Annotated in this window: 18 protein-coding genes; 13 read left to right on the top strand and 5 right to left on the bottom strand. The window is 72.1% G+C overall.

Features of this window, described 5'->3' with window-relative positions; translation table 11 throughout:
- Positions 1-26 precede the first annotated feature (26 nt).
- Complete coding sequence (locus D9C15_RS06900; protein ID WP_127996732.1) at positions 27-824, bottom strand: IclR family transcriptional regulator; 798 nt, start codon at positions 822-824, stop codon at positions 27-29.
- Between the two features lie 213 nt (positions 825-1,037).
- On the opposite strand from D9C15_RS06900, the gene D9C15_RS06895 reads away from it, so the two are divergent.
- The 6 genes from D9C15_RS06895 to pcaF are packed head-to-tail and all read left to right on the top strand — an operon-like array spanning position 1,038 to position 9,550.
- Positions 1,038-1,994, top strand: coding sequence for a tripartite tricarboxylate transporter substrate binding protein (locus tag D9C15_RS06895; RefSeq protein WP_240668320.1), 957 nt, complete (start codon positions 1,038-1,040; stop codon positions 1,992-1,994).
- Between the two features lie 19 nt (positions 1,995-2,013).
- Positions 2,014-2,808 (top strand): enoyl-CoA hydratase/isomerase family protein, encoded by a 795-nt coding sequence (locus D9C15_RS06890; RefSeq protein WP_127996687.1) that lies wholly within the window; start codon positions 2,014-2,016, stop codon positions 2,806-2,808.
- Between the two features lie 4 nt (positions 2,809-2,812).
- Positions 2,813-4,915 (top strand): acetate--CoA ligase family protein, encoded by a 2,103-nt coding sequence (locus D9C15_RS06885; protein WP_205854741.1) that lies wholly within the window; start codon positions 2,813-2,815, stop codon positions 4,913-4,915.
- A gap of 12 nt (positions 4,916-4,927) precedes the next feature.
- Positions 4,928-6,991 (top strand): 3-hydroxyacyl-CoA dehydrogenase NAD-binding domain-containing protein, encoded by a 2,064-nt coding sequence (locus tag D9C15_RS06880; RefSeq protein WP_127996686.1) that lies wholly within the window; start codon positions 4,928-4,930, stop codon positions 6,989-6,991.
- On the top strand, positions 6,988-8,331 hold the full coding sequence (locus D9C15_RS06875; protein ID WP_127996685.1) for an MmgE/PrpD family protein: 1,344 nt from the start codon (positions 6,988-6,990) through the stop codon (positions 8,329-8,331). The genes D9C15_RS06880 and D9C15_RS06875 overlap by 4 nt, the downstream gene beginning before the upstream one ends.
- A gap of 13 nt (positions 8,332-8,344) precedes the next feature.
- A complete protein-coding gene (gene pcaF / locus D9C15_RS06870) occupies positions 8,345-9,550 on the top strand; it encodes a 3-oxoadipyl-CoA thiolase (protein WP_127996684.1) in 1,206 nt (401 codons plus the stop codon).
- 63 nt (positions 9,551-9,613) lie between these two features.
- Here pcaF and D9C15_RS06865 read toward each other — a convergent pair whose 3' ends face one another.
- Positions 9,614-11,401: an ABC transporter ATP-binding protein/permease gene (locus tag D9C15_RS06865; protein WP_127996683.1), complete on the bottom strand. Its 1,788-nt coding sequence runs from the start codon at positions 11,399-11,401 to the stop codon at positions 9,614-9,616.
- A gap of 107 nt (positions 11,402-11,508) precedes the next feature.
- Between D9C15_RS06865 and D9C15_RS06860 the strand changes: the two genes are divergently transcribed.
- A complete protein-coding gene (locus D9C15_RS06860; RefSeq protein WP_127996682.1) occupies positions 11,509-12,552 on the top strand; it encodes a PDZ domain-containing protein in 1,044 nt (347 codons plus the stop codon).
- 9 nt (positions 12,553-12,561) lie between these two features.
- Here the strand turns inward: D9C15_RS06860 and kynA are convergent, their stop codons facing one another.
- The 3 genes from kynA to kynB are packed head-to-tail and all read right to left on the bottom strand — an operon-like array spanning position 12,562 to position 15,325.
- Positions 12,562-13,431, bottom strand: a complete 870-nt coding sequence (gene kynA, locus D9C15_RS06855; protein ID WP_127996681.1) for a tryptophan 2,3-dioxygenase — start codon at positions 13,429-13,431, stop codon at positions 12,562-12,564.
- Entirely contained in the window at positions 13,428-14,702 is a 1,275-nt protein-coding gene (gene kynU / locus D9C15_RS06850; protein WP_127996680.1) for a kynureninase, read from the bottom strand. The genes kynA and kynU overlap by 4 nt, the downstream gene beginning before the upstream one ends.
- On the bottom strand, positions 14,699-15,325 hold the full coding sequence (gene kynB / locus D9C15_RS06845; RefSeq protein ID WP_127996679.1) for an arylformamidase: 627 nt from the start codon (positions 15,323-15,325) through the stop codon (positions 14,699-14,701). Before kynB ends, kynU begins: the two co-directional genes overlap by 4 nt.
- Positions 15,326-15,397: 72 nt before the next feature.
- Here kynB and D9C15_RS06840 point away from each other — a divergent pair, with 72 nt between their 5' ends.
- The 6 genes from D9C15_RS06840 to D9C15_RS06815 are packed head-to-tail and all read left to right on the top strand — an operon-like array spanning position 15,398 to position 22,283.
- Complete coding sequence (locus D9C15_RS06840; protein ID WP_127996678.1) at positions 15,398-17,749, top strand: bifunctional salicylyl-CoA 5-hydroxylase/oxidoreductase; 2,352 nt, start codon at positions 15,398-15,400, stop codon at positions 17,747-17,749.
- A gap of 2 nt (positions 17,750-17,751) precedes the next feature.
- Complete coding sequence (locus D9C15_RS06835) at positions 17,752-18,282, top strand: MarR family winged helix-turn-helix transcriptional regulator (protein WP_240668311.1); 531 nt, start codon at positions 17,752-17,754, stop codon at positions 18,280-18,282.
- Positions 18,279-19,124: an enoyl-CoA hydratase family protein gene (locus tag D9C15_RS06830; RefSeq protein ID WP_127996677.1), complete on the top strand. Its 846-nt coding sequence runs from the start codon at positions 18,279-18,281 to the stop codon at positions 19,122-19,124. The genes D9C15_RS06835 and D9C15_RS06830 overlap by 4 nt, the downstream gene beginning before the upstream one ends.
- Positions 19,125-19,126: 2 nt before the next feature.
- Positions 19,127-20,284 carry an acyl-CoA dehydrogenase family protein gene (locus D9C15_RS06825; protein WP_127996676.1) on the top strand — a complete coding sequence of 386 codons (1,158 nt, stop codon included), beginning with the start codon at positions 19,127-19,129 and terminating at the stop codon, positions 20,282-20,284.
- The gene (locus tag D9C15_RS06820; protein WP_205854740.1) at positions 20,284-21,891 is read left to right on the top strand and encodes an AMP-binding protein; all 1,608 of its coding nucleotides are present in this window, start codon (positions 20,284-20,286) and stop codon (positions 21,889-21,891) included. Before D9C15_RS06825 ends, D9C15_RS06820 begins: the two co-directional genes overlap by 1 nt.
- Positions 21,891-22,283, top strand: coding sequence for a RidA family protein (locus D9C15_RS06815; protein WP_127996728.1), 393 nt, complete (start codon positions 21,891-21,893; stop codon positions 22,281-22,283). Before D9C15_RS06820 ends, D9C15_RS06815 begins: the two co-directional genes overlap by 1 nt.
- Positions 22,284-22,464: the final 181 nt, after the last annotated feature.

Below are 22,464 nucleotides of genomic sequence, written 5' to 3'. Positions count from 1 at the left end.
CCGGCGCGGCGACTCAGTCGCGTTCCTCACGCGTCGGCGCGTTGCAGCAGGGCGCTCGCAATGGCCTCTCGCAGCTCGAGCAAGGGGAGCGCATAGGTCGCGACCACGCAGTCCATGCCCTCCACGGTCGATACGCTGACGTTCAGCGAATAGCAGGTCTCGCCCACGACGATCGGAGACGCGAGGGCGACGACCTCGGGCTGCCAGGAGGCCGCGCAGAAACCCGACTCGCGCACGCATTCGACGGCCCGCTCGATGTCGGCCTGCAGCGCAGGCCACTGTCTTCCCCTGCGCGCCCTGAAGACCTCGTACAGCGCCCTGCGACGCGCCGTCGAGGTCGTGGCCAGATAGGCGCGGCCGAGCGACGTCAGCTCCATGGGCACGCGTTGACCCGACAGGACGGTGCGGAACGCGACCCGACGGCTGTAGCGGATCGATTCCAGGTAGACCATTTCGTCCCGATCCGGCGCGGCGAGTCCGACGTTGATGCGCCGGCTTTCGGCCAGGGCCCGCATCAACGGCGCGGCGACCTGCAGGATCGTCGAGCCCGACCGCATGGCATGGGCCAGGCTCAGCACGGCCGGGGCCAGGCGGTAGCCCTTGCGCAGCGGTTCCTGCTGCAGCATCCCCATGCCGACGAGGGTCTGGGTCAGGCGACTGACGGTCGCCCGGGAAAGGCCGGTGCGGTCGGCCAGTTCGCCATTGCCCAGCCGGTCCGATCCGGGCCTGAACGCGCGCAGGATCTCGATCCCGCGCTCCAGCGAGCGGTTGGCCGGCGACGTTCCGGGCTTGTCGCGAGAAGGTCCGTTCGGATCCGCGGGCATCGCAGTCCCCTGAAGTGGCAGCGGCAGGACCCGTCGCGCCGTGCGGACGGGCATGTCGAATTCCATTCTATGGAAATCGCAGGCAGACGATCCGGTCGGCGGCACCTACTCTTCGCATCACGCAGACGCCGCTCGATTCGACGGACACCGGCGATCCGGCGGATGCATGGTCCACAGCTCATTGGAGACAACGTGATTGCACGCAGCACCTTCTTGCGGCGGCTTGCCGCCTTCGCCTGCGCCGCGGCGGCGCTCGCCTCGACCCCGGCGCTCGCCGCCTTCCCCGAGAAGCCGATCCGGCTGGTCGTCCCGTTCGCACCCGGCGGCGGAACCGACCTGATCGCACGCACGCTCGGGGCCGGCATGGGTCAGGCGCTCGGCCAGCAGGTGCTCGTCGACAACAAGCCGGGGGCCGGCACCCTGATCGGCACCGACGCGGTGGCCAAGAGTCCGGCCGACGGCCACACGCTCGTGATGGCCTCTTTCGCCCACGCGGTCAACCCGACCCTGCAGCCGAAGATGCCCTTCGACACCGACAAGGCGTTCACGCCGGTGATCCTCGTCGGTCGCGGTCCGAACGTGCTCGTGGTCCGTCCCGAGAGCCCCTACAAGACCGTCGCCGACGTGATCGCCGCGGCCAAGGCCAACCCGGGCAAGCTCACCTTCGCATCCCAGGGCAACGGCACCTCGGCGCACCTGGCCGGCGAGATGTTCAAGAACTACGCCAAGGTCGACATCACGCACGTGCCGTACCGCGGTGCCGGCCCCGCGATGACCGACCTGCTCGGCGGGCAGGTGGATCTGTTCTTCGGCACGGCGGCCGCCGTGGCGGCCTTTGTCGACAGCGGCAAGCTGAGGGCCCTGGGCGTCACGACGCCGCAGCCCTCGCCGGCGCTGAAGGGCGTGCCCGCCATCGCCGACACCGTCTCGGGCTTCCAGGTCGAGAGCTGGTACGGCATCTACGCGCCCGCCGGCACGCCGGCCGACGTGGTCACCAAGCTCAACGCCGCCGCCAGGACGGCGGCGCAATCGCCGGAGTTCAAGGCCAAGGTCGAGCACGAAGGCCTCGTGATCAGCGCCGGCCCCCCGGCGGAGCTCGAGGCCTACGTGCGCGCCGAGCAGGCGCGCTGGGCCAGGATCGTCAAGGAAAACAACATCAAGGCCGACTGAGCCCGACGGGAGCACTCTCATGAGCACCCCCCTGATCGACCTGAAGGTCGACGACCAGGCGATCGCGACGATCACCTTCAATCGCCCCGACAAGCGCAACGCGATGAGCGACGACATGCGCACGGAATTCATCGCCGCGCTCGAGCACGTGGCGGCCACCCAGGCGATCAAGGCGCTCGTGCTGACGGGCGCCGGCAAGGGCTTCTGCGCCGGCGGCGACATCAGCGGCATGCACCAGCGCATGAACGCCCCGGCCGGCGAGGTGGGCTTCAACGGCTGGCACCGCCAGCAGCGCGTGCACCACACCCAGGCCCTGCTGCACACCATGCCCAAGCCGGTGATCGCGGCGGTCAACGGCGCGGCCTCCGGCCTGGGCGCCGACACGGCGATGGCCTGCGACTTCGTCATCGCCAGCGAGTGGGCGAGCTTCGCGTGGAGCTACGTGCTGCGCGGCATCGTCCCCGACGGCGGCGGCATGTACTTCCTGCCGCGCCGCGTCGGTCTGGCGCGTGCCAAGGAGCTCATCTTCACCGGCCGCCCCGTCAAGGTCGACGAAGCCGTCGCTCTCGGCATCGTGGACCGCAAGACCGGCGCCGACACCCTGCTGGCCGACGCCCAGGCCTGGGCCGTGGAACTCAGCCGCGCCTCGTCGACGGCGCTGGCGCTGACCAAGACCATCCTCAACCAGAGCTTCGAGCTGTCGTCGCACGACGTGTTCGCCCAGGGCAGCCAGGCGCAGGGCATCTGCTACACGAGCAGCGAGCACCGCGCCGCGGTCGAAGCCTTCCTCGCCAAGTCGGCCACCAAGGAGTGACGCCGTGGACACCACCAATCCCATCGCCCGCCTCATCAAGCCGCGCAGCGTCGCGGTCATCGGCGCCTCGGCCGACCCGGGCAAGACCGCCGGCCGTCCGGTGGCCTACCTGCGCAAGCATGGTTATGCCGGCGCCATCTATCCGGTCAACCCGAAGGCCGATGCCATCGGCGACCTGAAGTGCTACCCGGACATCGCCTCGCTGCCCGAGACGCCGGACGTCGCCATCGTGCTGCTCGGCGCGGAGCGCGCCCACGTGGCGGTGCACGAGCTGTCGGCCCGCGGCTGCGCGGCCGCCATCGTGCTGGCCAGCGGCTACACCGAGACCGGCGAGGACGGCGCGCGCCGGCAGAAGCAGCTGATGGAAGCCGCGGGCCGCATGCGCATCCTCGGCCCCAACACCATCGGCCTGGTGAACCTGACCGACGCCATCGTGCTGTCGGCCACCGGTGCGCTGGAGATGGACGAGTTCCCGGTCGGCGGCATCGGCGTGGTGTCGCAGAGCGGCGGCATCCTCGGTTCGCTGCTGTCGCGCGCAGCGGCACGCGGCATCGGTCTGTCCACGCTGATCTCCACCAGCAACGAGGTCGACCTGGAACTGGCCGACTTCATCGACCACCTGGCCGACGATCCGGGCACCAAGGTGATTGCGCTGTACATCGAGACGGTGCGCCACCCGGCCAGGTTCCGCGCCGCCTGCCTGAAGGCGGCGCGTGCGGGCAAGCCGGTGGTGGCCTTCAAGATCGGCCGCTCCGAGGCAGGCGCCAAGGCCGCGGTGTCGCACACCGGTGCGATGGCCGGCGCCGACCGCATGTACGACGCCCTCTTCGAGCAGGTGGGCGTGATCCGCGCCCGCAGCTTCAGCGACCTGCTGGACGTTCCGGCCGCGCTCGCCACGGGGCGGCGCCTGCACGGCAGGCGCGTGGCCATCCTCACCTCCACCGGCGGCGCCGGGACGCTGGTGTCCGACGACCTGGGCGTGGCGGGCTTCGACACGCCGGCGCCCGATGCCGCCACGGCCGACGCGCTGCGTGCGCTGCAGACGGGCAGCGAGGCGGTGCTGGACCGCAACCCCATCGACGTGACCCTGGCCGGGCTGCGGCCCGACCTGCTGCGCGGGGCGATCCGGGCGCTGCTGGCCAGCCCCGGCTACGACGCGCTGGTGATCATCGTGGGCTCGTCCAGCCTGGCCCAGCCGGAGCTGATGGCCGGTGCCATCCAGGACTGCCTGCCCGAGACCGACAAGCCGGTCATTGCCTACGTGAGCCCGCACGCGCCCGAGGTCGGCGCGCTGCTCACACGCCACGGCGTGCCGGCCTTCGCCGCGGCCGAGAGCTGCACCGCGGCGCTGGACGGCATGCTGCGCGTGAGCCGCTTCGTGGCGACGTCCGATGCGCCGCCCGCCCCCGACACGGCGACGACGGCGGCGCTGCCGGCCTCGTGGCAGGGTTCGCTGGACGAAGCGCAGGCCAAGCAGCTGTTCTCGCGCTTCGGCGTGCCGTGCGCGGCCGAGCGCGTCGTGGCCACCCCGGCCGAGGCCGAAGCCGCGGCGCGCGAGCTCGGCGGCCGCGTGGTGCTGAAGATCCTCTCGTCGCAGATCACGCACAAGAGCGACGTGGGCGGCGTCGCGGTCGGCCTGACGCCGCAGACCGTCGGCGAGCGCCTACAGCAGATGACGGGCGACGTGCTGGCGCGGGCCGGCGTGCGCCCCGAACGCTTCCTGGTGCAGGAGATGGTGGGCGGCGGCACCGAGCTGATCCTCGGCATGCACCGCGACGGCCTGGGCACTGCCGTCATGCTGGGCATGGGCGGCGTGACGGCCGAGCTGTTCAAGGACACCACGATGCGCCTGCTGCCCACCACCGGTGGCCTGAGCCGTGCCGATGCGCTGGCGATGGCCCGGGAGCTCAGGACCTGGCCGCTGCTCGACGGCTTCCGCGGCCGCCCCAAGGCCGACGTCGAGGCGCTGGTCGATGCGATCGTCGCGTTCTCCAACATGGCCGCCCAGCTGGGTGAACGCCTCGTCGAAGCCGAGATCAACCCCGTCTTCGTGCTGCCGCAGGGGCAGGGCGTGCGCGCCGCCGACGGCGTGGCCGTGCTGGCCTGAACGGAGACCGGCATGAGCGAAGCCCGCGTGCGGATGGAACGCGACGGCGACATCGCCGTCATCGTGATCGACAACCCGCCCATCAATGCCGGTTCGGCGGCGGTTCGGCAAGGCGTCCTGGCCGCGGTGCGGCAGCTCGAGGCCGATGCCAGCCTGCGGGGCGCCGTGCTGATCGGTGCCGGCGGCACCTTCATCGCCGGCTCCGACCTGCGCGAGTTCGGCCAGCCGCTGGCCGAGCCCCAGCTGCCCGCGGTGATCGCCGCCATCGAGGCCTGCCCCAAGCCGGTGGTGGCGGCCCTGCATGGCGCGGCGCTCGGTGGCGGCTTCGAACTGGCGCTCGGTTGCGACGCGCGGGTGGCCGCCCCAGGCACCGTGGTCGGCCTGCCGGAGGTGACGCTGGGCATCATCCCCGGTGCCGGCGGCACGCAGCGCCTGCCGCGGCTGGTGGGCATCCCGCGGGCCATCCGGATGATCTGCAGCGGCGAGCGCCTGGCCGCCGCGGCGGCGCTGGAGGCCGGCATCGTCGATGCCCTGGCCGAGGGCGACCTGCGCACGGCGGCCGTGGTTCATGCACGGTCGCTGGCCGGGCGCAAGCAGCGCCTGCGCGAGCGCGCCGTGCCCGCGGCCGCCGCCGCCGCCGTGGCCGAGGCGGTGCAGTCGGCACTCAAGGCCGGCAAGCGCCGCCCGGCGGTGCAGGCGGCGATCGACGCCGTGCTCGCGTCGGCCCGCGTACCCATGAGCGAAGCGCTGGCCGACGAGCGCGCGGTGTTCGAGCGCCTGCGCGTCTCGCGCGAAGCCTTTGCGCTGCGTCACCAGTTCTTCGCCGAACGCGACAGCGCCAAACATCCGTCGCTCGAGGGCGCCTCGCCGCGCGCGGTGCAGCGCGTGGCGGTGATCGGTGCGGGCACCATGGGCTCGGGCATCGCGATCGCGGCGCTCGAGGCCGGCCATGAGGTGCTGCTGCTCGAGCAGGACGCCGCGGCGCTGGAACGCGGCGCGACGCGCATCCACGAACACTTCGCCGGGCGCGTGCGCGGCGGCAAGCTCGAGGCCGCGGCGGCGGCCTGCGCCGAGGCGCGGCTGCAGGCCAGCCTGGACTGGTCGCGCCTGGCCGAGGCGGACCTCGTCATCGAAGCCGTGTTCGAAGACGTCGGCGTGAAGCGGCAGGTCTTCGAGCGCATCGCCGCGCTGGCCCGCCCCGGTGCCGTGCTGGCGAGCAACACCTCCTACCTCGACCTGGACGCGATCGCCGACGCGACGCGACGCCCGCAGGACGTGATCGGGCTGCACTTCTTCAGCCCGGCGAACGTGATGAAGCTGCTGGAGGTGGTGCGCGGCAAGTCCTCCGCGCCCGATGCGCTGGCCACGGGCCTGGCCCTCGGCAAGAGGCTGAAGAAGGTGGCGGTGCTGACCGGCAACGCCTTCGGCTTCATCGGCAACCGCATCTACTCGGCCTATCGCTGCCAGTGCGAGTTCATGGTCGAGGAGGGGGCCACGCCCGACCAGGTGGACGCCGCGCTGCAGCACTTCGGCTTCGCGATGGGGCCGTTCGCCGTGGCCGACCTGTCGGGCCTGGACATCGCCTGGCGCATGCGGCAGGCCCGGGCCGCCAGCCGCGACCCGGCGGCGCGTTACGTCCACATCCCCGACCGGCTCTGCGAAGCCGGCCGCCTGGGCCGCAAGACCGGCGCGGGCTACTACGTCTACCCGCGCGCCGACGAGGGCCCGCAGGTCGATCCGGCCGTGCAGGCGCTGATCGACCGGTGCCGCGCCGACAAGGGCATCGTTGCGCGCCCCTTCGACGACGCCGAGATCGTGCGCCGCGCGCTGCTGGCCATCGTCAACGAGGCCGCGCTCCTGCTCGCCGAAGGCGTGGCCGAACGCGCGACCGACGTCGACGTCGTGCTGGTCAACGGCTACGGCTTCCCGCGCTGGGAGGGTGGCCCCGTGTTCTGGGCGCGCGAGCAGGGCGAGGCCGCGCTCTCGGCGGGCCTGGACGAACTGGCGCGCTGCAGCGGCCCCGGCTTCGTGCGCGCTGCGCTGGGCCCCGTGCTCACCGAAGAGGCCCGGGCATGACCGCGCTGCAGACACTGGCCCGCTTCGTGGTCGACCTCGCGGCCCGGCCCCTGCCGGCCGAGGTGGCCCATGGCGCCCAGCGGGCCGTGATCGACTGGTTCGCCTCGGTCTACCCTGGGCTGGACAGGCCGGCGGTGCAACGGCTCGAGCAGGTGCTGGCCGACGACCTGGACCGCGGCCCGTGCCGGCTGATCGACAAGGGCACGGGCCGTGCCGCGACGGTGCGTGCAGCCGCGCTCTACAACGGAACCGCCGCCCATGCCGCCGAGCTCGACGACAGCTTCCGCGATGCGATGGTGCACCCCGGCGCGCCCACCATCGCCGGCGCGCTGGCCGTGGCCCAGGCGAGTGCAGCCTCCGGCCCCGCCTTCCTGCGGGCCGTGGTGCTGGGCTGCGAGCTGTCCACGCGCATCGGCGTGGTGATGGGCCGCCCGCACTACCGGTACTGGCACAACACCGGCACGATGGGCAGCTTCGGCGCAGCGGCGGCCGCGGCCAGCCTGATGGCGCTGGACCAGGACGCCACGGCCAACGCCCTGGCGATGGCCGCCACCTTCACGGCCGGCCTGCAGCAGGCCTTCCGCTCGGAAAGCATGGCCAAGCCCTTGCACGCGGGCCGTGGCGCCGAAGCCGGCGTGCTGGCCGCGCAGCTCGCGGCGCGCGGCATGCGCAGTTCGCTCGACATGCTGGAGGGCGAGACCGGGCTCGGCCGGGCCATGAGCGACGGGCCCGACTGGTCCGCCATCGGTGCCACGCTCGGCGAAGACTTCCACGTCACCCGGCTGACCTTCAAGAACCATGTCGGCTGCGGCCACACCTTCGCCGCCATCGACGGCGCGCTCGCGCTGCAGCAGCAGCACGGTTTCCGGCACGGCGAGATCGAGAGCCTGCACCTGGGTGTCTACCGGTCGGCGCTGGACATCGCGCCGCACGTGGACCCGCGCGACGCCGACCAGGCCAAGTTCAGCCTGCACTACATGGTGGCCACGGCACTGGTGCACGGCAGCGTGCGCCTCGCGGCTTTCGAGCCGGCGCGGCTGAACGACCTCGCCACGCGGGCGCTGATGAGCCGCACCACCAAGGCACTCGACCCGGAGGTGGACGCCGCCTTCCCGGGCCGGCGCGGCGCGCGCATCCGCATCCGGCTGCGCGACGGCCGCGTGCTCGAGCGCCTGCAACCGGACCGCAAGGGCGATCCGGAACTGCCGCTGTCCGACGCCGACCTGGAGGGCAAGCTGCTTGAACTGGCCGGCCCGTCGATCGGCGAGCCGGCGGCGCGTGCCCTGATCGAGCGCATCTGGGCGCTGCACGAAGCGCCCACGGTGGCGACATTGCTCTGACGACGAGAAGACCATGACCCGACACGCCTTCATCTGCGACGCCCTCCGCACGCCGTTCGGCCGCTACGGCGGTGCCTTGTCGGCGGTGCGCGCCGACGACCTCGGGGCGATCCCGATCGCGGCGCTGATGGCACGCCACCCGCGCGCCGACTGGCAGGCGGTGACCGACGTGATCTACGGCTGTGCCAACCAGGCCGGCGAAGACAACCGCAACGTGGCGCGCATGAGCGCCCTGCTCGCGGGCCTGCCCGTGGAGGTGCCGGGCTCCACCGTCAACCGCCTGTGCGGCTCGGGGCTCGATGCGCTGGGCAGCGCCGCGCGCGCCATCAAGAGCGGCGAGGCCGGCCTGATGATCGCCGGCGGCGTGGAGAGCATGTCACGCGCGCCCTTCGTGATGGGCAAGGCCGAAAGCGCCTTCTCGCGCGCGGCCCAGGTCGAGGACACGACCATCGGCTGGCGCTTCGTGAACCGGCTGATGAAGGAACGCCACGGCGTCGACTCGATGCCGGAGACCGCCGAGAACGTGGCCGCCGAGTTCGGCATCGACCGGGCCGCCCAGGACCGCATGGGCCTCGCGTCGCAGGCCAAGGCGATCGCGGCCCGGAACGCGGGCTTCTTCGACGCCGAGCTCACCCCGGTGACGATTCCCCAGAAGAAGGGCGAAGCGCTGGTCGTCACGAGGGACGAACATCCACGCGAGACCAGCCTGGAGGCACTGGCCCGCCTGAAGGGGGTGGTGCGTCCCGACGGCACGGTCACGGCCGGCAACTCGTCGGGCGTCAACGACGGCGCCTGTGCGCTGCTGCTGGCCGACGAGGCCACCGCCGCGCGGCATGGGCTCACGCCTCGCGCGCGTGTCGTCGGCATGGCCACGGTCGGCGTGCCGCCGCGCATCATGGGCATCGGGCCCGCGCCCGCGACGCGCAAGGTGCTGGCGCTCACGGGCCTGACGCTCGCGCAACTCGACTGGATCGAGCTGAACGAGGCCTTCGCGGCCCAGGGGCTGGCGGTGCTGCGCGACCTGGGACTGAGCGACGACGACCCGCGCGTCAATCCGAACGGGGGCGCGATCGCACTCGGCCATCCGCTCGGCGCATCCGGTGCGCGGCTGGCGACCACGGCGGTCAACCAGCTCCACGCTGCCGGCGGGCGCTATGCGCTCGCGACGATGTGCATCGGGGTCGGCCAGGGGATTGCGGTCGTGCTCGAGCGCGTCTGATCGCCCGGCGAACCGTTGATGGCCGGCAAGCGGCGGCCCGGGCCCCGGGCGCGACGCCTGGCCTCAGCCCGCCAGCGGCGCCAGCTGCCAGCGCGTGTCGCCCTCCAGGTGCAGCCGGTGGGTGTGGAAGGCGTGCAGCGTGCGGCGATGACCGACGCTGACGACGATGGCCTCGGGCAGGCTGCGCCGCAGCAACGCGTACATCGCGTGCTCCAGCCCCTCGTCCATCGCCGAACTGGCCTCGTCGAGGAACACGATGCGCGGCCGCTTCAGCAGGATGCGCGCGAAGGCCAGGCGCTGCTGCTCGCCGCCGGAGAGCACGCCCGACCAGTCGGCTTCCTCGTCGAGCCGCGCCTCCAGGTGGCCGAGCTGCGCCTCGCGCAGCGCCGCACGCAGCGCCGCGTCGTCGGCCCCGGTGTCGGGGTAGGCCAGCGCGGCGCGCAAGGTGCCCAGCGGCAGGTAGGGGCGCTGCGGCAGGAACAGCGCGTCCGGCCCGAGCGGCGCGCGCACCGTGCCGCTGGCATGCGGCCACAGGCCGGCCAGCGCGCGCAGCAAGGTGGTCTTGCCGCTGCCCGAGGCGCCTTGCACCAGCAGCGCCTGGCCCGGGGCCATCTGCAGCTCCAGCCCGCGCAGCAGCGCCATGCCGTCGGGCCGCTGCACGTCCAGGCCGGCGATCTGCAGCGCCGCGGAATCGGTCTCGATGGCGATGCCCGGCAGCGCGCGCGCCTGCTGGTTCGCGTCGGTGAAGCCGGTCAGGCGGTTCAGCACCGCGCGGTACTGGGCGAAGTTGTCGTAGGAGAGGCGGAAGAACGACAGCGCGTCCTGCACCTGGCCGAAGGCCTGCGAGGTCTGCATCACGTCGCCGAGCTTGATCTGGCCCGACAGGAAGCGCTGCGCCTGCAGCAGGAAGGGGAACACCACCGCGGTCTGGCTGACGACGAAGTTGAAGCCGTCGAACTTGAGCGAGCGGAACACCAGCGCCCAGATGTTGGCGATGAAGGCGTCGAAACGCTGCTTCAGCGTGCGCTTCTCGACCGCCTCGCCGCGGTAGAAGGCGATGTTCTCGGCGTACTCGCGCAGGCGGATCAGCGCGTAGCGGAAGTCGGCCGCCAGCTTCTCGTTCATGAAGTTGAGCCGGATCAGCGGCCGGCCGAGACGGAAGGCGATCACGCTGGCGACGATCACGTACAGGTAGACGAGGAACACCATCGCGCGCGGGATCTCGGTGCCGCCGATCGTCAGCGGCCCGGACAGGCCCCACAGGATGATGGTGAAGGTGACCAGCGAGGTCACCGCGTCGGTCGTGCCGATCGCCAGGCCGCGGGTGGTGGTGACGAAGCTGCCGATGTCTACCTGGATGCGCTGGTCCGGGTTGTCGGTCGGCTCGGCGAGGAAGCGTTCGCGGTAGTAGGCGCTGCCGGCCAGCCAGTCGTCGGTGAGGCGCTCGTTCATCCAGGTGCGCCAGCGGATGTCGAAGGCTTGGGTGACGTAGTAGTTCACCAGCAGCCGCACCACGTGAACGACCGCCAGCAGCGCGAACAGGCGCATGAAGAACCAGAAGCCGTTTGCGTCGACTGCCTGCAGCGCGTCGTAGAAGCCGTTGTACCAGTACGAGAACAGCACGTTCATGCGTACGCCCGCCACCGCCAGCAGCAGGATCAGCGCGACGCCGGCCAGCGGTCGCCAGTCGCGCCGCGGCGCGAAATAGGGTCCGGCCAGGCGCCAGAACTGCCGGCCCCAGCCGGTGCTGCGCGCCAGCAGCGTGGCCACCAGCGCGAAGCCGATCACCACGAAGAGATAGGTCCGGGCGATCCAGACCAGGCTGTCGATCCACTGTGCTTGCCACTGCATGGGAGGAAGGGCCGTGCGGCCGGGTGGGGACGGGCGCGATGATGCGCGAAAGCGGGGCGCTTGAGGGACCGCAACGGTGTCGGCACCACACCGCGTAGATTGGCTGCGTGCGCCATTGCCCCCCGGTCGACCGGCAACGCCGCGCGCTGCTGCTGTCGCTCGGCGCGGCGTCGCTGGGCGGCGCGTGCACGACGGTCCGCCTCAACGACCCGACGCCGTCCACGCTGCTCGACGCCGGCGAACTGGCCTTCCTGCCAGCCTCGGTGACCGGGGAGGACTATGCCGGCGGCGACACCCTGCGGGCAGCCGTGACGCGCCTGCACGCCCTCGCGTGGCGCCTGCGCATGCACCCGCCGGCCGGCGTGGCGGCCGAGGCGCCGGCGCATGGCCTGGTGCTGCTCGACGCCGACCTGCGGGCCGCACTGCGCGTGGCGCCGGTCGACGACGGCGAGTCGCTGCTCGAGGTGGCCGATGTCATCGACGGGTCACCCGCCACGCAGGCGGGCCTCGTCCGCGGCGACCTGGTCGAGCGCGTCGACGGGCAGGCCGCCGCGCCGGACGATCCGCTTCGGCGCCGCCTGCTCGCCCGGCTCGCCGACCCGGCGGCCGAGGTGGCGCTCGGCGTCCGCCGCGGGCCGCAGCGGCTCGCCATCCGGCTGCGCGCGGGCCGGTCGGCGGCGCTGACGCCGGTGCTGGGCTCGGACCGGTTCTTCGTCTGGCAGGGGGACACGCTGCCGCTGGCGACGGCGGACGACGCGCTGCTGGCCTTCGCGATCGCCCACCAGGCGGCCATGTGGCGCGAGGTCGGCCGCACGCGCGCGGTCCTCGAAGGCGGTGCGGGGGGCGAGGTGGTCGATGGCGGGCTGTCCGCGCTGTCGCTGCTGCTGGGCATCGCGACGCTGGGCGGCTGGTCGGCCAAGCCGGTGGACGTGTTCGACGAGCGTGCCGCCGCCGGCCGCCGCGCGCAGGCCCGCACCACGCTGTGGCGCGACGCGGTGCTCGCGGCCGACCGCAGCGCCTTCGAGTGGATCCGCAGCGCGGGCTTCGACGTCGCCGCGCTGCTGCGCGACTGGCCGCTGCACGCCGAGCGGGCCGAAGACGCGTCCGGCTCGCCCCGCCTGCAGGCGCTGCGGGCGCTGGCGGCGCGCTGAGGCCCGCGCTCAGAGGTCGGTGCGCAGCTTCCAGATCTCCGGGAACAGCACCGTGTCGAGCATCTTGCGCAGGTAGCCCACGCCGCTGGTGCCGCCGGTGCCGCGCTTGAAGCCGATCACGCGCTCGACCGTCGTGACGTGGCGGAAGCGCCAGAGCCGGAAGGCGTCTTCCAGGTCGGTGAGTTCCTCGCCGAGCTGGTAGAGGTCCCAGTGCTGCTGCGGGTGGCGGTAGACCTCGAGCCAGGCCTGCTCGACGGCGTCGCTGGCCGGGTAGGGCTGGGTCCAGTCGCGTTCCAGGTGCGAGGCCGGCACGCTCAGGCCGCGGCGCGCCAGCAGGCGCAAGGCTTCGTCGTACAGCGACGGCGCGCGCCACGCGGCCTCCACGCGCGCCAGCAGGTCGGGCCGGTGCGCGTGCGGCTTGAGCATCGCGGCGTTCTTGTTGCCGAGCATGAACTCGATGCAGCGGTACTGCCAGCTCTGGAAGCCGCTGCTGTTGGAGAGGTAGGGCCGGATCGCCGAGTACTCCGGCGGCGTCATCGTGGCCAGCACGTCCCAGGCGTGCACCAGCTGCTCCATGATCTTGCTGACGCGCGCGAGCATCTTGAAGGCCGGCGCCAGCTCGTCGGCGGCCACCGCACGCACCGCCGCGCCGAGCTCGTGCAGCATCAGCTTCATCCACAGCTCGCTGGTCTGGTGCTGCACGATGAACAGCATCTCGTTGTGGTCCGGCGAGAGCGGGTGCTGCGCGCTCAGCACCGCGTCGAGGTGCAGGTAGTCGCCGTAGCTCATGTCGCGGCTGAAGTCGAGCTGCGCACCTTCTTCCTGGACGATGCGCTCGCCCGCGCCCGTGCCGCCGGCGGGGTGGTGCGGGCAGCTCATGTCACCGCCGCCTTGACGTTGAAGCGCGCCTCGCGCCATTGCCCGGTCTCGAGCACCTGGCGCAGCTGCTCGACCGCGTCCCACACGTCGGCGAAGCGCAGGTACAGCGGCGTGAAGCCGAAGCGCAGCACGTCGGGGGCGCGGAAGTCGCCGATCACGCCGCGCTCGATCAGCGCCTGCACGATGGCGTAGCCGCCCTCGGCGCGCGCGAAGCTGACCTGGCTGCCGCGGAGGGCCTCGTCACGCGGCGTGACGAGCTCGAGGCCGTGCCCGGTGCAGCGCTCCTCGACCAGGCGGATGAACAGGCCGGTCAGGGCGAGCGACTTGCGGCGCAGTGCGGCCATGCCGCCCAGCGGCTCGGCGGCCAGCACGGTGTCGACGCCGCACTCCAGCGCGCCGAGCGCGAGCGCCGACGGCGTGCCGCAGGCGAAGCGCGCGATGCCCGGCGCGGGCCGGTAGTCGGGGCCGAACTCGAACGGCGCGGCATGCCCCATCCAGCCCGACAGCGGTTGCCAGAGCTGCTCGCGGTCCATGCGCTCCAGGTGGCGCCGGTGCACCCACAGGAAGGCCGGCGCGCCCGGGCCGCCGTTGAGGTACTTGTAGCCGCAGCCGACCGCGAAATCGGCCTCGGCCGCGTTCAGGTCGACCGGGATCGCGCCGGCCGAGTGCGCCAGGTCCCACACCGTCAGCGCGCCGCACTCGTGCGCCGCGCGCGTGACGGCGGCCATGTCGTGCACTCGACCCGTGCGGTAGTTCACCTGCGTCAGCATCAGCACCGCGAGGCGCTCGTCGATCTGCGCCGCGATCTCGTCGGGCTCCACCAGCTCGAGCGTGAAGCCGTGCTGCGCCGCCAGGCTCTGCGCGATGTAGAGGTCGGTCGGGAAGTTGTGCCGCTCCGAGACGATGCGCTGTCGTGCCGGCGGCGCGTCCCGCCCGACGATCTCGAGCGCGGCGCTCAGCACCTTGTACAGGTTCACCGAGGTGGAATCGGCCGCCAGCGTCTCGCCCGGGCGGGCGCCGATCAGCCGGCCGATCTTGTCGCCCACGCGCTGCGGCAGGTGGATCCAGCCGGCCTTGTTCCAGCTGGTGATGAGGTCGGCGCCCCATTCGCGCGTCACCACGTCATGCACGCGTGCCGCGGTGGTGGCCGGCAGCACGCCGAGCGAGTTGCCGTCGAGGTAGATGGTGCCCGCGGGCAGCGCGAACTGCTCGCGCAGCCGGGCCAGCGGGTCCTGCGCGTCGAGCGCTTCGCAGTCGTGTCGTGTGGTCATGGGAGTTCCCGCAGGATCGCGCGCACCGGGCTGGCGCAGGCGAGCGTCAGCTTCAGCGGCAGCGCGATCAGTTCGTAGTCGCCCTCGGGCACCTCGTCGAGCACCAGGTTCTCGAGCACGCGCAGGTCGTGCTCGAGCAGCAGCCGGTGCGAATCGAGCGTCTTGCTGGTGGCCGGGTCGACCGACTGGCTGTCGATGCCGACCAGCCGCACGCCCTGCGCGGCGAGCCAGGCGATGGTCTCGGGGGCGTAGGCGGCAAAGTCGTCCGACCAGGCGGTGGGCGCGCGCTCGCAGGTGCGCACCAGCACGCGTGGCGGCAGGTCGCGCACCGCGTGTGCGAGGTGCTCGATGCGCACCAGCGGGCCGCATCCGATGGCGTAAATCACGCGGCACGGGCCGAGGTAGGGCTCGAGGCCCACCGCGCCGATGGCCGGCGCGCCGTCGGCGTAGTGCAGCGGCGCGTCGGCATGCGCGCCCAGGTGCGGCGAGAGCGTCAGCGCCGACAGGTTGACCGGGCAGCCGGGGCCGATGCGCGCCGTCCAGCGCTGCTCGTAGGTTTGGTCGCCCGGGAAGGGCGGCGTGGCCGGGTTCAGGGCAGGGGAGATGTCCCAGAGGCGAGGCATGGGCGGAAGTGTAGTTGCTTGACATCTAAAATATCAAGCCCTAAAGTGACCGGAACGACCTGGAGACCGGACATGCGCATCACCTGCATCGGCGGCGGCCCCGCCGGCCTGTACTTCGCGCTGCTGATGAAGCTGCAGGACCCGGCGCATCGGGTGACGGTGATCGAGCGCAACGCCCCCACCGACACCTTCGGCTGGGGCGTGGTGTTCTCCGACCAGACGCTCGGCGCGCTTCGGCGTGCCGACGCGAAGACCGCCGGCCAGATCCTCGACGCCTTCAACCACTGGGACGACATCGACGTCCACTTCCAGGGCCGCACGATCCGCTCCTCGGGCCACGGCTTCTGCGGCATCGGGCGCATGCGGCTGCTCAACATCCTGCAGGCGCGCTGCGAGGAGCTCGGCGTCGAGATGCGCTACTCCACCGACTGCCCGGGCGACGAGGACATCGACGCCGACCTGATCATCGCCGCCGACGGCCTGAACAGCCGCATCCGCAGCAAGTACGCCGCCACCTACCAGCCCGACATCGACCTGCGGCGCTGCCGCTTCGTGTGGCTCGGCACGAAGAAGCGCTTCGACGCCTTCACCTTCGCCTTCGAGAAGACCGAGTGGGGCTGGTTCCAGGCGCATGCCTACCGCTTCGATGCCGACACCTCGACCTTCATCGTCGAGACGCCGGAGGAGGTGTGGCGTGCGGCCGGGCTCGAGGAGATGTCCAAGGAGGAGGGCATCAACTTCTGCGAGCGCCTGTTCGCGAAGTACCTGGACGGGAATGCCCTCATCAGCAACGCCGCGCACCTGCGCGGCTCGGCGCAGTGGATCCGCTTTCCGCGCGTGGTCTGCCGGCACTGGGTACACCACAACGGTCGCGCGCCGGTGGTGCTGATGGGCGACGCGGCGCACACCGCCCATTTCTCGATCGGCTCGGGCACCAAGCTCGCGCTGGAGGATGCCATCGACCTGGCCGGGCGCCTCGCCGCCCACCCGGGCGACCTGGCCGGCGCACTTGCCGCCTACGAGGCGCAGCGCGGCGTCGAGGTGCTGAAGATCCAGAACGCGGCGCGCAACTCGACCGAGTGGTTCGAGAACGTCGAGCGCCACGCCAGGCTGGCGCCCGAGCAGTTCGCCTACTCGCTGCTGACGCGCTCGCAGCGCATCTCGCACGAGAACCTGCGCGAGCGCGATGCGGGCTACGTCGGCGGGCTCGAGGGCTGGCTGGCGCAGCGCGCCGGCCTGGCGGCGCAGCCGGTGCCGCCGATGTTCACGCCCTTCACGCTGCGCGGCGTGACGCTGAAGAACCGCGTCGTGGTCTCGCCGATGGCGCAGTACAGCGCGGTCGACGGGCTGCCGGGCGACCACCACCTGGTGCACCTGGGCGCGCGTGCGATGGGCGGCGCCGGGCTGGTGTTCTGCGAGATGACCTGCCCCAGCCCCGAGGCGCGCATCACGCCGGGCTGCCCGGGGCTGTGGAACGACGCGCAGACGCAGGCCTGGAAGCGCATCGTCGACTTCGTGCACGGTCACACCAGCGCGAAGATCGCGATGCAGCTCGGCCACGCCGGACCCAAGGGCTCGACCCGCGTGCCCTGGCAGGGCGAGGACCTGCCGCTGCCCGAGGGCAACTGGCCGCTGCTCGCGGCCTCGCCGCAGCAGTACCTGGACGGCGTCAGCGCCTGGGCGCACCCGATGAGCCGCGAAGACATGGACCGCGTGCGCGACGAGTTCGTCGCCGCGACGCGCCGCGCCGTCGAGGCCGGCTTCGACTGGCTCGAGCTGCACTGCGCGCACGGCTACCTGCTGTCGGCCTTCCTCTCGCCGCTGACCAACCAGCGCAGCGACGAGTACGGCGGCTCGCTGGCGAACCGGCTGCGCTGGCCGCTCGAGGTGTTCGCCGCGATGCGCGCCGAGTGGCCGGACGACAGGCCGATGTCGGTGCGCATCTCGGCGCACGACTGGGTGCCCGGCGGCAACACGCCGGCCGACGCCGTCGAGATCGCGCGCGCGTTCAAGGCCGCGGGCGCCGACCTGATCGACGTCTCGTCGGGCCAGGTCAGCAAGCAGCAGCAGCCGGTCTACGGGCGGCTCTACCAGACGCCGTTTGCCGACCGCATCCGCAATGAGGTCGGCATCGCGACCATGGCGGTGGGCGCCATCAGCGAGGCCGACCACGTGAACAGCATCGTCGCCGCGGGCCGTGCCGACCTGTGCGCGATCGCCCGGCCGCACCTGGCCAACCCGGCCTGGACGCTGCTGGAGGCGGCGAAGATCGGCCACACCAGCGGCGTCGGCGCCGACTGGCCGGTGCAGTACCTCTCGGGCAAGAACCAGCTCGAGCGCAACCTCGAGCGCGAGCGCCAGCTCGCGGCGCAGAACGCGGGGCTGTCGGCGCAGGAGCGCGCCAACCTCGCGCAGGGAGTCTGAGCGTGGCCATCGTCGAGACCGCCGACCTCGAATCCCGCGTCGACGAGGGTGACCACCAGGCGCTCAAGCTGTGGCTGCGCCTGCTCGCCTGCACGACGCGTGTCGAGGCCGTGATCCGCAACCGGCTGCGCAGCGAGTTCGGCACCACCTTGCCGCGTTTCGACCTGCTCGCCCAGCTCGAGCGCGAGCCCGGCGGGCTGACGATGGGCGAACTCTCGGCCCGCATGATGGTGACCGGCGGCAACGTGACCGGCATCGTCGACCAGCTCGAGGCCGAAGGCCTGGTGGTGCGCAACGAGCACCCGAGCGACCGGCGTGCCTTTCGCGTGCAGCTCACCGCCGCGGGCCGGCGCCAGTTCCGCCGCATGGCCTCGGTGCACGAGGGCTGGGTGGTCGAGCTGCTCGAGGGCTGGAGCCCGGCGCAGAAGACGCAGGTGCACGAACTGCTCGCGACGCTGAAGCCGCACCTGGCCGGCTTCGACATCGCGCCCGCGCCGCGGCGCCACACCAGAACCACCAAGGACTCCGCATGACGATGGATTCGCACCTGGCCGGCGGCAACCGCCGCACCACGGCCGAGCTCGTGCCGCAGCACTTTGGGTGGTCTGTCCGGCAAAGCGTCGGCCTGATCACGCTGAACCGGCCCGAGCGCAAGAACCCGCTCACCTTCGACAGCTACGCCGAGCTGCGCGACCTGTTCCGCCTGCTCGCCTACGCCGACGACGTGCGCGCGGTGGTGGTGCAGGGCGCCGGCGGCAACTTCTGCTCCGGCGGCGACGTGCACGAGATCATCGGCCCGTTGACGCAGATGGGCATGCCGGACCTGCTCGCCTTCACCCGCATGACGGGCGACCTGGTCAAGGCCATGCGCGCCTGCCCGCAGCCCATCCTCGCGGCGGTGGACGGCGTGTGCGCCGGCGCCGGCGCGATCGTCGCGATGGCCTCCGACCTGCGCGTGGGCACCGCGCGCAGCAAGGTGGCCTTCCTGTTCACGCGGGTCGGCCTCGCGGGTTGCGACATGGGCGCCTGCGCGATCCTGCCGCGCATCGTCGGCCAGGGCCGCGCCTCGGACCTGCTGTTCAGCGGCCGTTCCCTGCCGGGCGAGGAGGCGCTCGCCTGGGGCTTCTACAACCGGCTCGCCGAGCCGGACGCACTGCTCGCCGCCGCCACAGACTGGGCACGCGACCTGGCCAGCGGCCCCGGATTCGGCCATGCCATGACCAAGCGCATGCTGCACCAGGAGTGGTCCATGGGCGTGGACGAGGCGATCGAGTCCGAGGCGCAGGCGCAGGCGATCTGCATGATGACGCAGGACTTCCGGCGCGCCTACGAGGCCTTCGTCGCGAAGCGCAAGCCGGTGTTCGAGGGCGACTGACCATGCGCCGCGACCACCTCGACTGGCCCTTCTTCGAGCCGCGCCACCGCGAGCTGGCCGAACTGCTGGGCGCCTGGTGCGCCGAGCACCTGCACACCGGCCACGGCAGCGACGTCGATGCGCAATGCCGCGGCCTGGTGGGCCAGCTCGGCAGCGCCGGCTGGCTGCGCCACGCGGTCGCCGGCACGGCGCACGGCGGCGCGGGCGAGGCGATCGACACCCGCGCGATCTGCCTGCTGCGCGAGACGCTCGCCTTCCACCACGGCCTGGCCGACTTCGCCTTCGCGATGCAGGGCCTGGGTTCGGGCGCGATCTCGCTGGCCGGCACCCCGGCGCAGCGCGAGCGCTACCTGCCCAAGGTGGCCGCGGGCGCGGCGATCGCGGCCTTTGCACTCTCGGAGCCGCAGGCCGGCTCGGACGTCGCGGCGCTGCAATGCGCGGCGCGCGACGACGGCGACGCCTGGGTGCTGGACGGCGAGAAGACCTGGATCAGCAACGGCGGCATCGCCGACTTCTACGTCGTGTTCGCCCGCACCGGCGAGCAGCCGGGGTCGCGTGGGATCAGCGCCTTCATCGTCGATGCCGGCACGCCGGGCTTCGAGATCGCCGAGCGCATCGACGTGATCGCGCCGCACCCGCTGGCGCGGCTGCGCTTCAGCGGCTGCCGCGTACCCAGGGCACAGCAGCTCGGTGCGCCGGGCGAGGGCTTCAAGCTGGCGATGCGCACGCTGGACATCTTCCGTACCTCGGTGGCGGCCGCCGCGCTCGGCTTCGCGCGCCGCGCGCTGCACGAGGGCCTGCAGCGCGCCAGGGCGCGGCCGATGTTCGGCCAGCGCCTGGCCGACTTCCAGCTCACGCAGGCCAAGCTGGCGCAGATGGCCACCACCATCGACTCGGCCGCGCTGCTGACCTACCGCGCCGCCTGGCAGCGCGACCAGGGCCGCACGGTCACGCGCGAGGCGGCGATGGCCAAGCTCGCCGCCACCGAGGGCGCGCAGCAGGTCATCGACGCCGCGGTGCAGCTGTGGGGCGGGGCCGGGGTGGTGCATGGCAACGTCGTCGAATCGCTCTACCGCGAGATCCGCGCGCTGCGCATCTACGAGGGGGCGACCGAGGTGCAGCAACTGATCATCGGCCGCGATCTGCTGAAGGAGACCTGATGCCTTCCGCCCACATCGACACCTTCGCCGCCGACCACCTGCCTCCGCGTGCGCAGTGGCCGGAGTTCGTGTTCGACGGCCCGGACCTGCAGTTCCCCGAGAAGATGAACTGCGCCACCGAGCTGCTCGACCGCCGGGTCGACGCCGGGCAGGGCGACCGGCTCTGCATCCTCGGCGAGGGGGTGCGCTGGAGCTACGCCGAGCTGCAGGCCCAGGCCAACCGCATCGCCCGCGTGCTGGTGGAAGACCTCGGCCTGGTGCCCGGCAACCGCGTGCTGCTGCGCGGGCCGAACTCGCCGATGCTCGCGGCCTGCTGGTTCGGCGTGGTCAAGGCCGGTGGCATCGCGGTGGGCAGCATGCCGCTGCTGCGCGCGAAGGAACTCGCGCAGATCGTCGGCAAGGCCGAGATCAGCCATGCGCTGTGCGACGTGCGCCTGGCCGAGGAACTGACCCTCGCGCAAGCGGACTGCCCGACCTTGCGGCAGGTACTGCGCTTCCACACCGATACGGCCGATGGCCTGGAGGCGCGTGCGGCCGCCAAGCCGTCGAGCTTCCGCAACGTGGCCACGGCGGCCGAAGACACCTGCATCATCGCCTTCACCTCGGGCACGACCGGGATGCCCAAGGGCACGATGCATTTCCACCGCGACGTGATGGCGGCCTGCGCCTGCTGGCCGCGCCATGTGCTGCGGCCGAGCGCCGGCGACATCTTCATCGGCAGCCCGCCGCTGGCTTTCACCTTCGGGCTCGGCGGGCTGCTGCTGTTCCCGCTCTCGGTGGGCGCCGCCACCGCGCTGGTGGAGCGGCCGTCGCCGGACGCGCTGCCGGCGGCCATCGAGCGCTACCGCGCCACGGTGCTGTTCACCGCACCGACCTCCTACCGCGCGATGGCCGGCAAGCTGGCGGGGCACGATCTCTCGTCGCTGCGCAAGTGCGTGGCCGCCGGCGAGGCGCTGCCGGCCGCGACGCGCCAGCTCTGGAAGCAGGCCAGCGGCATCGAGATCATCGACGGCATCGGCTCCACCGAGATGCTGCACATCTTCATCTCGCACGACGAGGCGCATGCCCGCCCCGGCGCCACCGGCACGGTGGTGCCGGGCTACACCGCCTGCGTGCTGGACGACGCCGGCCGCCTGCTGCCGCCGGGCAACGTCGGGCGCCTGGCGGTCAAGGGCCCGACCGGCTGCCGCTACCTGGCCGATCCGCGCCAGACGCAGTACGTGCAGGGCGGCTGGAACGTCACCGGCGACGCCTACCTGCACGACACCGACGGCAACTTCGTCTACCAGGCGCGCACCGACGACATGATCATCAGCGGCGGCTACAACATCGCCGGCCCGGAGGTGGAAGGCGCGCTGCTGCTGCACCCGAAGGTGGCCGAATGCGGCGTGGTCGGGGTGCCGGACGAGGAGCGCGGCCAGATCGTCAAGGCGTTCGTCGTGCTCAAGGCCGGCATCGCGCCGTCCGACGAGCTGGTGCGCGAGCTGCAGGACTTCGTCAAGCAGACCGCGGCGCCCTACAAGTACCCGCGGGCCGTCGAGTTCCGCGACACGCTGCCGCGCACCGAGACGGGCAAGCTGCAGCGCTTCAAACTGAGACAAGCATGATGCAGGTGTTGCAACCGGAAGGATGGGAGAAGCCGCGCGGCTACTCCAACGGCGTCGCGGCCGAGGGCCGGCTGGTGTTCGTGGCCGGCCAGATCGGCTGGAACGCGGCGTGCCGCTTCGAGAGCGACGACTTCGTCGCGCAGGTGCGCCAGGCGCTGGCCAACATCGTGGCCGTGCTCGCCGAGGCGGGCGCCCGGCCGGAGCACATCGTGCGCATGACCTGGTACGTGACCGACAAGCGCGAGTACCTCGCGCGCGGCCGCGAAGTGGGCCAGGTGTTCCGGGAGCTGATCGGCGTCTACCACGCGGCGATGAGCGCCGTCGAGGTGAGCGCGCTGATGGAGGACCGCGCGAAGGTGGAGATCGAGGTCACCGCGGTGATTCCGCGCTGATCGTCGCCTGGGTGTTGGAGACGGCGCCGGCACCGTTCGCTGCCGAGTCTGCTTGGTCCGGGGGATCACTGGCCCGACCGCCGTCAGGAACGACTGTAGTCCCGTGTGCTCGCGAGGGTGTGTCGAACACATCACGTTTCGTTGACAACGTTGGTTTGCAGCGTGGTCTTTGCACGCGTCG

This window comes from Piscinibacter defluvii, assembly GCF_004011805.1.
Classification (GTDB): Bacteria; Pseudomonadota; Gammaproteobacteria; order Burkholderiales; family Burkholderiaceae_C; genus Piscinibacter; species Piscinibacter defluvii.
Note: the sequence above shows the minus strand (reverse complement) of the source record. Positions and strands in the feature narration are given on the sequence as shown.

Bases quoted from the DNA above. Each gene is read 5' to 3' on its own strand.
- D9C15_RS06900 (WP_127996732.1), bottom strand. From the start codon at position 824: ATGCCCGCGGATCCGAACGGACCTTCTCGCGACAAGCCCGGAACGTCG.
- D9C15_RS06890 (WP_127996687.1), top strand. From the start codon at position 2,014: ATGAGCACCCCCCTGATCGACCTGAAGGTCGACGACCAGGCGATCGCG.
- D9C15_RS06880 (WP_127996686.1), top strand. From the start codon at position 4,928: ATGAGCGAAGCCCGCGTGCGGATGGAACGCGACGGCGACATCGCCGTC.
- D9C15_RS06875 (WP_127996685.1), top strand. From the start codon at position 6,988: ATGACCGCGCTGCAGACACTGGCCCGCTTCGTGGTCGACCTCGCGGCC.
- pcaF (WP_127996684.1), top strand. From the start codon at position 8,345: ATGACCCGACACGCCTTCATCTGCGACGCCCTCCGCACGCCGTTCGGC.
- D9C15_RS06865 (WP_127996683.1), bottom strand. From the start codon at position 11,401: ATGCAGTGGCAAGCACAGTGGATCGACAGCCTGGTCTGGATCGCCCGG.
- kynA (WP_127996681.1), bottom strand. From the start codon at position 13,431: ATGAGCTGCCCGCACCACCCCGCCGGCGGCACGGGCGCGGGCGAGCGC.
- kynU (WP_127996680.1), bottom strand. From the start codon at position 14,702: ATGACCACACGACACGACTGCGAAGCGCTCGACGCGCAGGACCCGCTG.
- kynB (WP_127996679.1), bottom strand. From the start codon at position 15,325: ATGCCTCGCCTCTGGGACATCTCCCCTGCCCTGAACCCGGCCACGCCG.
- D9C15_RS06840 (WP_127996678.1), top strand. From the start codon at position 15,398: ATGCGCATCACCTGCATCGGCGGCGGCCCCGCCGGCCTGTACTTCGCG.
- D9C15_RS06830 (WP_127996677.1), top strand. From the start codon at position 18,279: ATGACGATGGATTCGCACCTGGCCGGCGGCAACCGCCGCACCACGGCC.
- D9C15_RS06825 (WP_127996676.1), top strand. From the start codon at position 19,127: ATGCGCCGCGACCACCTCGACTGGCCCTTCTTCGAGCCGCGCCACCGC.
- D9C15_RS06820 (WP_205854740.1), top strand. From the start codon at position 20,284: ATGCCTTCCGCCCACATCGACACCTTCGCCGCCGACCACCTGCCTCCG.
- D9C15_RS06815 (WP_127996728.1), top strand. From the start codon at position 21,891: ATGCAGGTGTTGCAACCGGAAGGATGGGAGAAGCCGCGCGGCTACTCC.